The sequence below is a fragment of the Pseudomonas sp. NBRC 111139 genome (assembly GCF_001753955.1).
Taxonomy (GTDB): domain Bacteria; phylum Pseudomonadota; class Gammaproteobacteria; order Pseudomonadales; family Pseudomonadaceae; genus Aquipseudomonas; species Aquipseudomonas alloputida.
In genome coordinates this window covers 1-10,538 of sequence record NZ_BCBP01000112.1, presented here as the reverse complement: position 1 = coordinate 10,538, position 10,538 = coordinate 1, and the positions used below count along the sequence as shown (strand labels likewise).

The 10,538-nt window shown below is 57.7% G+C and carries 8 protein-coding genes and 1 tRNA gene; all 9 read left to right on the top strand.

The features are described 5' to 3' along the window. Nucleotides 1-79 precede the first annotated feature (79 nt). Nucleotides 80-155 (top strand) — tRNA-Trp (locus BJQ17_RS28640). Nucleotides 156-199: 44 nt separating this feature from the next. Continuing rightward, nucleotides 200-568, top strand: a complete 369-nt coding sequence (gene secE, locus BJQ17_RS28635; protein ID WP_003255502.1) for a preprotein translocase subunit SecE — start codon at nt 200-202, stop codon at nt 566-568. 9 nt (nt 569-577) lie between these two features. Continuing rightward, nucleotides 578-1,111 (top strand): transcription termination/antitermination protein NusG, encoded by a 534-nt coding sequence (nusG, locus tag BJQ17_RS28630; RefSeq protein WP_003255501.1) that lies wholly within the window; start codon nt 578-580, stop codon nt 1,109-1,111. Between the two features lie 119 nt (nt 1,112-1,230). Then, nucleotides 1,231-1,662 carry a 50S ribosomal protein L11 gene (gene rplK / locus BJQ17_RS28625; protein WP_003255500.1) on the top strand — a complete coding sequence of 144 codons (432 nt, stop codon included), beginning with the start codon at nt 1,231-1,233 and terminating at the stop codon, nt 1,660-1,662. Beyond that, nucleotides 1,662-2,357, top strand: a complete 696-nt coding sequence (gene rplA, locus BJQ17_RS28620; RefSeq protein ID WP_003255499.1) for a 50S ribosomal protein L1 — start codon at nt 1,662-1,664, stop codon at nt 2,355-2,357. Before rplK ends, rplA begins: the two co-directional genes overlap by 1 nt. Nucleotides 2,358-2,554: 197 nt before the next feature. Then, nucleotides 2,555-3,055 (top strand): 50S ribosomal protein L10, encoded by a 501-nt coding sequence (gene rplJ / locus BJQ17_RS28615; RefSeq protein WP_003255497.1) that lies wholly within the window; start codon nt 2,555-2,557, stop codon nt 3,053-3,055. 76 nt (nt 3,056-3,131) lie between these two features. Beyond that, the gene (rplL, locus tag BJQ17_RS28610; RefSeq protein ID WP_003255496.1) at nt 3,132-3,497 is read left to right on the top strand and encodes a 50S ribosomal protein L7/L12; all 366 of its coding nucleotides are present in this window, start codon (nt 3,132-3,134) and stop codon (nt 3,495-3,497) included. Nucleotides 3,498-3,717: 220 nt separating this feature from the next. Next, the gene (rpoB, locus tag BJQ17_RS28605) at nt 3,718-7,791 is read left to right on the top strand and encodes a DNA-directed RNA polymerase subunit beta (protein ID WP_003255495.1); all 4,074 of its coding nucleotides are present in this window, start codon (nt 3,718-3,720) and stop codon (nt 7,789-7,791) included. A gap of 64 nt (nt 7,792-7,855) precedes the next feature. Further along, nucleotides 7,856-10,538, top strand: a 2,683-nt coding sequence (gene rpoC, locus BJQ17_RS28600; protein ID WP_070096956.1) for a DNA-directed RNA polymerase subunit beta', incomplete at its 3' end; no start/stop codon positions are given.

Here is a 10,538-nt window from a genome sequence, read left to right as displayed (position 1 = left end):
TGTCGTAGCAAAAATTATTGAATAAGTAGTTGATTTACTTGATCAGGCCGGTATAATGGCCGGCCTGATACAGCGTTACAGGTCAGTAGCTCAATTGGCAGAGCGACGGTCTCCAAAACCGTAGGTTGGGGGTTCGATTCCCTCCTGACCTGCCATTTCACCTCGGTGTGATGGCTTTCTTCTTACAGGATCCTCCTCGATGACCCCCAAAACTGAAGCCCAAGAATCGCGTTTTGATCTGTTCAAGTGGCTGGCTGTAGTGGCTTTGGTGGTTGTTGGTGTCGTGGGTAATCAATATTACTCCGCCTCTCCAATCCTGTATCGCGTTCTTGTGCTTCTCGTCCTTGCTGCTGTCGCGGGCTTTGTGGCTCTGCAGACTGCGAAGGGCAAGTCGTTCTTTGCGTTGGCGAAGGAAGCTCGTACCGAGATTCGTAAAGTCGTGTGGCCGACCCGCCAGGAAACCACCCAGACCACGCTGATTGTCGTGGCTGTCGTGCTGGTTATGGCACTGCTGCTGTGGGGGCTCGACTCCCTGCTCGGCTGGGCGGTCTCCTTGATCGTTGGCTAAAGGTGTCCCGTGGCTAAGCGTTGGTATGTTGTGCATGCTTACTCGGGTTACGAGAAGCATGTAATGCGCTCCCTCATCGAGCGCGTCAAGCTGGCTGGCATGGAAGACGGTTTCGGCGAGATCTTGGTCCCGACCGAAGAAGTCGTCGAAATGCGCAATGGCCAGAAGCGCAAGAGTGAGCGTAAATTCTTCCCTGGCTATGTACTGGTCCAGATGGAGATGAATGAAGGGACTTGGCACTTGGTCAAGGACACCCCTCGCGTGATGGGCTTTATCGGCGGTACTGCTGACAAGCCTGCGCCGATTACCGATAAAGAAGCTGAGGCCATCCTGCGTCGCGTTGCCGACGGTAGCGATAAGCCGAAGCCCAAGACGCTGTTCGAGCCAGGTGAAGTGGTTCGAGTCATTGATGGTCCGTTCGCTGACTTCAATGGTAGTGTCGAAGAAGTTAACTACGAAAAGAGTCGCCTGCAGGTTGCGGTGCTCATTTTCGGTCGCTCTACTCCGGTGGAGCTCGAGTTCAGCCAGGTCGAAAAGGTCTAGGCGGACGAAGCATCCCATACCCCGCAGCCCTGTGTGCTGCGGGGTTTTGTCGTCACTGGGATAAAACGCAAGTCATCCGGGGAGCCATCAGGCGTTCGTACCCGATTTTGGAGTAGCTCATGGCTAAGAAGATTCAGGCTTACATCAAGCTGCAAGTTAAGGCCGGCCAGGCCAACCCAAGCCCACCCGTTGGTCCAGCTCTGGGTCAACATGGTGTGAACATCATGGAATTCTGCAAGGCCTTCAACGCCCGTACCCAGGGTCAAGAAGCCGGCCTGCCGACTCCAGTGATCATCACTGTCTACAGCGACCGTAGCTTCACCTTCGAGACCAAGAGCACCCCTGCCTCGGTTCTGCTGAAGAAAGCTGCTGGCCTGACCAGTGGTTCGGCTCGCCCGAACACCGTTAAAGTCGGTACCGTTACCCGTGCTCAGCTGGAAGACATCGCGAAAGCCAAACAGGCTGACCTGACTGCCGCTGACCTGGACGCTGCTGTACGCACCATCGCTGGCTCTGCCCGCAGCATGGGCCTGAACGTGGAGGGTGTGTAATGGCTAAGCTGACCAAACGCCAAAAGGCAATCGCCGAGAAAATCGAAGCAGGCAAGGCCTACAACTTCGAAGAAGCGGCAACTCTGCTGGCCTCGCTGCCTGCTGCCAAGTTCGTCGAGTCCTACGACATCGCTGTTAACCTCGGTGTTGACCCGCGTAAATCCGACCAGGTCGTACGTAGCGCTACCGTGCTGCCACACGGCACTGGCAAGACCGTTCGCGTTGCTGTCTTCACCCAGGGTCCAGCTGCTGAAGCTGCTCTGGCTGCCGGCGCTGATCGCGTAGGTATGGACGATCTGGCTGCCGAAATGAAAGGTGGCGACCTGAACTATGACGTCGTTATCGCATCGCCTGATGCCATGCGCGTTGTAGGTCAGCTGGGTCAGGTTCTGGGTCCTCGCGGCCTGATGCCTAACCCGAAAGTTGGTACCGTGACCCCAGACGTAGCCACTGCCGTGAAAAACGCCAAGGCTGGTCAGGTTCGCTACCGTACCGACAAAAACGGTATCATCCACACCTCCGTTGGCAAGATCGGCTTTGAAGCTGACAAGCTGAAGGAAAACGTTGAAGCCCTGATCGCTGACCTGAAGCGTATCAAGCCAGCTTCCTCGAAAGGTATCTACGTTAAGCGCGTTACCCTGAGCACCACCATGGGCCCAGGTCTGGTCATCGATCAGAGCTCGCTGAACGTGTAAGAACATGGCGGCGCGACCAGTCGCGCCGCCAGCAAAAATTGGGGTCCCTGCCTGGCGGGGGCTATCCAAGACCGTAGGCGGCGCAAGCCTTAAAATATCAGCCCACGCAGATGGTGCTCCCGATTCGTTACCGAATCAGACACCAAAACGACATCCGGCCTCGGCCAGATGAAACGGTAAAAACCAGGAGTAAACCCGTGGCAATTAAACTCGAAGACAAGAAGGCCATCGTCGCTGAAGTCAACGAGGCTGCCAAAGTCGCTCTGTCCGCTGTCGTGGCTGATGCCCGTGGTGTGACTGTAAGCGCAATGACCGGACTCCGTAAAGAGGCCCGCGAAGCTGGCGTATACGTACGTGTAGTGCGTAATACCCTGCTCAAGCGCGCTGTTGAAGGCACCGAATTCTCGATCCTCAACGACGCGTTCAAAGGCCCGACCCTGATTGCTTTCTCCAACGAACACCCGGGCGCTGCTGCTCGTCTGTTCAAAGAGTTCGCCAAGGGTCAGGACAAGTTCGAGATCAAGGCAGCTGCGTTTGACGGCAATTTCATTGCAGCGAACCAGATCGACGTGTTGGCTACCCTGCCGACCCGCGACGAAGCTATTGCACGACTGATGAGCGTTATTCAAGGCGCCACCAGCAAGCTGGCTCGTACTCTGGCAGCCATTCGCGACCAGAAAGAAGCTACCGCCGCCTAAGGCGTGCGAACTCTTTCAAAATCATACGTTTAATTTGATGGCTGCGTAGGCTGTCACCCCAATACAGGATTGAGTCATGTCTCTGACTAACGAACAAATCATCGAAGCAATCGGCCAGAAAACCGTTCTGGAAGTTGTTGAGCTGATCAAAGCAATGGAAGAAACCTTCGGCGTTACCGCTGCTGTTGCCGCTGCTGGCCCAGCTGCTGCTGCTGCCGTTGTTGAAGAGCAGACCGAGTTCAACGTTGTTCTGGTTGAAGCCGGCGACAAGAAAGTGAACGTGATCAAAGCCGTTCGCGAACTGACCGGTCTGGGCCTGAAAGAAGCCAAAGAGAAAGTCGATGGCGCTCCTCAGGTTGTAGCTGAAGGCGTTTCGAAAGAAGCCGCTGAAGACGCTAAGAAGAAGCTGGAAGAAGCAGGCGCTAAAGTCGAGCTGAAGTAATCTCGACCTTGCGATGCCAGCCTGAGCGTTGAGCGAAAGGCTGATGGCTGGTGGCTTATGCCACCGGCCTTTTTCCGTTATTGGTGGCCGGTCAGGCCGGTCCCGATAACGAGCTGCAAGACACCCATGTGGGTGGCGCAAACCAAGGGGTTTGCACGATTTTCTGGCTGCTCCCGCCGGGAGAAGCCAAACAAGCAGGTGACCAAGCTGGGGAACGCTGATGGCTTACTCATACACTGAGAAAAAACGTATCCGCAAGGACTTTAGCAAGTTGCCGGACGTCATGGATGTGCCTTACCTCCTGGCCATCCAGCTGGATTCGTATCGCGAATTCCTGCAAGCGGGAGCATCCAAGGATCACTTCCGCGACGTCGGCCTGCACGCGGCCTTCAAATCGGTATTCCCGATCATCAGCTACTCCGGCAATGCTGCCCTGGAGTACGTAGGCTATCGCCTGGGCGAACCCGCCTTCGATGTGAAGGAATGTGTCCTGCGTGGCGTGACCTTCGCGGTCCCACTGCGGGTCAAGGTGCGCCTGATCATCTTCGACAAGGAATCGTCGAACAAAGCGATCAAGGACATCAAAGAGCAAGAAGTCTACATGGGTGAAATCCCCCTGATGACTGAGAACGGTACCTTCGTTATCAACGGTACCGAGCGTGTGATCGTTTCCCAGCTGCACCGTTCGCCTGGTGTGTTCTTCGACCACGACCGTGGCAAGACCCACAGCTCGGGCAAGCTGCTGTACTCCGCTCGCATCATCCCTTACCGCGGTTCCTGGCTGGACTTCGAGTTCGACCCGAAGGACTGCGTGTTCGTGCGTATCGACCGTCGCCGCAAACTGCCGGCCTCGGTGCTGCTGCGCGCCCTGGGTTACAGCACTGAAGAAGTGCTGAATACCTTCTACACCACCAACGTGTTCCACATTTCCGGCGAAAAACTCAGCCTGGAACTGGTGCCACAGCGTCTGCGTGGTGAAGTTGCAGTCATGGACATCCATGACGAAACCGGCAAAGTCATCGTCGAGCAAGGCCGCCGTATTACCGCGCGCCACATCAACCAGCTCGAGAAGGCCGGCGTCAAGCAACTGGACGTTCCAATGGAATACGTCCTGGGCCGCACTACCGCCAAGGCTATCGTGCATCCGGCTACCGGCGAAATCCTCGCCGAATGCAACACCGAGATGACCACCGAGCTGCTGATCAAGGTCGCCAAGGCGCAGGTTGTCCGTATCGAGACCCTGTACACCAACGACATCGATTGCGGTCCGTTCATCTCTGACACGCTGAAGATCGATACCACCAGCAACCAGCTGGAAGCTCTGGTCGAGATCTACCGCATGATGCGTCCAGGCGAGCCGCCAACCAAGGATGCAGCCGAGACCCTGTTCAACAACCTGTTCTTCAGTGCCGAGCGTTACGATCTGTCCGCCGTAGGCCGCATGAAGTTCAACCGTCGTATCGGTCGTACCGAGATCGAGGGTTCGGGTGTGCTGAGCAAGGAAGACATCGTCGAGGTTCTGAAGACCCTGGTCGATATCCGTAACGGCAAAGGTATCGTCGACGACATCGACCACCTGGGTAACCGCCGCGTACGTTGCGTCGGCGAGATGGCCGAGAACCAGTTCCGTGTTGGCCTGGTGCGTGTCGAGCGCGCGGTCAAGGAACGCCTGTCGATGGCGGAAAGCGAAGGCCTGATGCCGCAAGACCTGATCAACGCCAAGCCGGTAGCGGCGGCGGTGAAAGAGTTCTTTGGTTCCAGCCAGCTGTCCCAGTTCATGGACCAGAACAACCCTCTCTCGGAGATTACCCACAAGCGCCGCGTCTCTGCACTCGGCCCTGGCGGTCTGACCCGTGAGCGTGCCGGCTTCGAAGTCCGTGACGTACACCCGACCCACTATGGCCGTGTGTGCCCGATCGAGACCCCTGAAGGTCCGAACATCGGTCTGATCAACTCCTTGGCGGCCTACGCCCGCACCAACCAGTACGGCTTCCTGGAAAGCCCGTACCGCGTGGTGAAGGAGGGCGTTGTCAGCGACGACATCGTGTTCCTGTCGGCAATCGAAGAGGCGGATCACGTCATCGCACAGGCTTCGGCCGCGATGAACGACAAGAAGCAACTGATCGATGAGCTGGTAGCAGTTCGTCACCTGAACGAATTCACCGTCAAGGCGCCGGAAGACGTCACCCTGATGGACGTTTCGCCGAAGCAGGTTGTTTCCGTTGCAGCGTCGCTGATTCCGTTCCTCGAGCACGACGACGCCAACCGTGCGTTGATGGGTTCGAACATGCAGCGTCAGGCTGTACCAACCCTGCGTGCCGACAAGCCGCTGGTAGGTACCGGCATGGAGCGCAACGTTGCCCGTGACTCCGGTGTCTGTGTGGTTGCTCGCCGCGGTGGTGTGATCGACTCGGTCGACGCTAGCCGTATCGTTGTTCGCGTTGCCGACGACGAAGTGGAAACCGGCGAAGCAGGTGTGGATATCTACAACCTGACCAAGTACACCCGTTCGAACCAGAACACCTGCATCAACCAGCGTCCGCTGGTGAGCAAAGGTGACAAGGTTCAGCGTGGTGACATCATGGCCGACGGCCCGTCCACCGACATGGGTGAGCTGGCTCTGGGTCAGAACATGCGCATCGCGTTCATGGCGTGGAACGGCTTCAACTTCGAAGACTCCATCTGCCTGTCCGAGCGTGTGGTTCAGGAAGATCGCTTCACCACCATCCACATTCAGGAACTGACCTGTGTGGCGCGTGACACCAAGCTCGGCCCAGAGGAAATCACTGCGGACATCCCGAACGTGGGTGAAGCCGCACTGAACAAGCTGGACGAAGCCGGTATCGTTTACGTAGGTGCTGAAGTTGGCGCTGGCGACATCCTGGTTGGCAAGGTCACGCCAAAAGGCGAAACCCAGCTGACTCCGGAAGAAAAACTGCTGCGCGCAATCTTCGGTGAGAAGGCCAGCGACGTTAAGGACACTTCCCTGCGTGTGCCAACCGGCACCAAGGGTACTGTCATCGACGTACAGGTCTTCACCCGTGATGGCGTGGAGCGCGATAGCCGCGCGCTGGCCATCGAGAAGATGCAGCTCGACGAGATCCGCAAGGACCTCAACGAAGAGTTCCGCATTGTTGAAGGTGCAACCTTCGAGCGTCTGCGTTCTGCCCTGAACGGCCAGGTGGTTGATGGTGGTGCGGGCCTGAAGAAAGGCACCGTGATCACTGACGAGGTGCTGGACGGTCTGGAGCATGGCCAGTGGTTCAAACTGCGCATGGCTGAAGATGCACTGAACGAGCAGCTGGAAAAGGCTCAGCAGTACATCGTCGACCGTCGCCGTCTGCTGGACGACAAGTTCGAAGACAAGAAGCGCAAGCTGCAGCAGGGCGATGACCTGGCACCGGGCGTACTGAAGATCGTCAAGGTTTACCTGGCAATCCGCCGTCGCATCCAGCCGGGTGACAAGATGGCCGGTCGTCACGGTAACAAGGGTGTTGTCTCGGTCATCATGCCGGTTGAAGACATGCCGCACGATGCCAACGGTACTCCGGTTGACGTCGTACTGAACCCGCTGGGTGTACCTTCGCGTATGAACGTTGGTCAGATCCTTGAAACCCACCTGGGCCTCGCGGCCAAGGGTCTGGGCGAGAAGATCGACCGCATGCTCGAAGAGCAGCGTAAAGCTGCTGAGCTGCGCGTGTTCCTGACCGAGGTCTACAACGAGATCGGCGGTCGTCAGGAAAACCTCGACGAGTTCACCGACGAAGAGATCCTGGCCCTGGCTAACAACCTGAAGAAAGGCGTGCCGATGGCTACCCCGGTCTTCGATGGTGCCAAGGAGCGCGAGATCAAGGCCATGCTGAAGCTGGCCGACCTGCCAGAGAGCGGCCAGATGGTGCTGTTCGACGGCCGTACCGGCAACAAGTTCGAGCGTCCTGTGACCGTTGGTTACATGTACATGCTCAAGCTGAACCACTTGGTGGACGACAAGATGCACGCGCGTTCCACTGGTTCCTACAGCCTGGTTACCCAGCAGCCGCTGGGTGGTAAGGCGCAGTTCGGTGGTCAGCGTTTCGGGGAGATGGAAGTGTGGGCGCTGGAAGCATACGGCGCGGCATACACCCTGCAAGAAATGCTCACAGTGAAGTCGGACGACGTGAACGGCCGTACCAAGATGTACAAGAACATCGTGGATGGCGATCACCGTATGGAGCCGGGCATGCCCGAGTCCTTCAACGTGTTGATCAAAGAGATCCGTTCGCTCGGTATCGATATCGATCTGGAAACCGAATAACACGTGACGCGAAGGGGAGTGGGGCAGGTAATGCCCGCTCCCTGCTCCGCCAGGAGGAAAGGCCTTGAAAGACCTACTGAATTTGCTGAAAAACCAGGGTCAAGTCGAAGAGTTCGACGCCATCCGCATCGGTCTGGCGTCGCCTGAAATGATCCGTTCGTGGTCGTTCGGTGAAGTTAAGAAGCCGGAAACCATCAACTACCGTACGTTCAAGCCTGAGCGTGACGGCCTGTTCTGCGCCAAGATCTTTGGCCCAGTCAAGGACTACGAGTGCCTGTGCGGCAAGTACAAGCGCCTCAAGCACCGCGGCGTAATCTGCGAGAAGTGCGGCGTTGAAGTTGCCTTGGCGAAGGTTCGTCGTGAGCGCATGGCGCACATCGAGCTGGCCTCGCCGGTTGCCCACATCTGGTTCCTGAAGTCGCTGCCGTCCCGTATCGGCCTGCTGATGGACATGACCCTGCGTGATATCGAGCGCGTGCTCTACTTCGAGAGCTATGTCGTTATCGACCCGGGCATGACTACCCTGGAAAAGGGCCAGCTGCTGAACGACGAGCAGTACTTCGAAGCGCTGGAAGAGTTCGGTGACGACTTTGACGCCCGCATGGGTGCCGAGGCTGTCCGCGAGCTGCTGCACGCTATCGACCTGGAGCACGAGATCGGCCGCCTGCGCGAAGAAATTCCGCAGACCAACTCGGAAACCAAGATCAAGAAGCTTTCCAAGCGTCTGAAGCTGATGGAAGCTTTCCAGGGCTCGGGCAACCTGCCTGAGTGGATGGTCCTGACCGTCCTGCCAGTGCTGCCGCCGGACCTGCGTCCGCTGGTTCCGCTGGATGGTGGCCGTTTCGCGACTTCCGACCTGAACGACCTGTATCGTCGGGTGATCAACCGTAACAACCGTCTGAAGCGCCTGCTGGATCTGTCGGCGCCGGACATCATCGTGCGCAACGAAAAGCGCATGCTGCAGGAAGCGGTCGACGCCCTGCTGGACAACGGCCGCCGTGGTCGCGCCATCACTGGCTCGAACAAGCGTCCGCTGAAGTCCCTGGCCGACATGATCAAAGGTAAGCAAGGTCGCTTCCGTCAGAACTTGCTCGGTAAGCGTGTTGACTACTCCGGCCGTTCGGTAATTACCGTAGGTCCGACCCTGCGTCTGCACCAGTGCGGTCTGCCGAAGAAGATGGCCCTCGAGCTGTTCAAGCCGTTCATTTTCGGCAAGCTGGAAATGCGTGGTCTGGCGACCACCATCAAGGCTGCCAAGAAGATGGTCGAGCGCGAGCTGCCAGAGGTGTGGGACGTTCTCGCCGAAGTGATTCGCGAACACCCCGTACTGCTCAACCGTGCACCGACTCTTCACCGTCTGGGTATCCAGGCGTTTGAACCCGTACTGATCGAAGGTAAGGCTATCCAGCTGCACCCGCTGGTCTGTGCTGCGTACAACGCCGACTTCGACGGCGACCAGATGGCCGTTCACGTGCCGCTGACCCTGGAAGCCCAGCTCGAAGCGCGTGCGCTGATGATGTCGACCAACAACATCCTGTCGCCAGCCAACGGTGAGCCAATCATCGTTCCGTCGCAGGACGTTGTACTGGGTCTGTATTACATGACCCGTGAAGCGATCAATGCCAAGGGCGAGGGTCGCGTGTTCGCCGACCTGCAGGAAGTCGACCGCGTATTCCGCGCCGGCGAAGCCGCCCTGCACGCGAAAATCAAGGTTCGTATCAACGAAACCGTGAAAGAGCGTGATGGCTCGGTGGTCAAGAACACCCGCATCGTCGACACCACCGTCGGCCGTGCGCTGCTGTTCCAGGTTGTGCCAGCAGGTCTGCCGTACGACGTGGTCAACCAGCCGATGAAGAAAAAGGCGATCTCCAAGCTGATCAACCAGTGCTATCGCGTGGTTGGTCTGAAAGAGACCGTTATCTTCGCCGACCAGCTGATGTACACCGGTTTCGCTTACTCGACCATTTCCGGCGTTTCCATCGGTGTTAACGACTTCGTTATCCCGGACGAGAAAGCCCGCATCATCGGTAACGCTACCGACGAAGTGAAGGAAATCGAGAGCCAGTACGCCTCCGGTCTGGTAACCCAGGGCGAGAAGTACAACAAGGTCATCGACTTGTGGTCGAAGGCGAACGACGAAGTGTCCAAGGCGATGATGGCCAACCTCTCGAAAGAGAAGGTCATCGACCGCGAAGGCAAGGAAGTCGAGCAAGAGTCCTTCAACTCGATGTACATGATGGCTGACTCGGGTGCGCGGGGTTCCGCAGCCCAGATCCGTCAGCTGGCCGGTATGCGTGGTCTGATGGCCAAGCCGGACGGCTCCATCATCGAGACGCCGATCACTGCGAACTTCCGTGAAGGTCTGAGCGTACTTCAGTACTTCATCTCGACTCACGGTGCTCGTAAGGGTCTGGCGGATACCGCACTGAAAACCGCTAACTCCGGTTACCTGACTCGTCGTCTGGTGGACGTTGCCCAGGATCTGGTTGTGACCGAGATCGACTGCGGCACCGATCAGGGCCTGGTGATGACGCCACACATCGAAGGCGGCGACGTTGTAGAGCCGCTGGGTGAGCGTGTATTGGGTCGTGTCATCGCCCGTGACGTGTTCAAGCCAGGCACCGAGGACGTTATCGTTCCGGCCGGTACCTTGGTCGACGAGCAGTGGGTTGAGTTCATCGAGCTGAACAGCATCGACGAAGTGATCGTGCGTTCGCCGATCAACTGCGAAACCCGCTACGGCATCT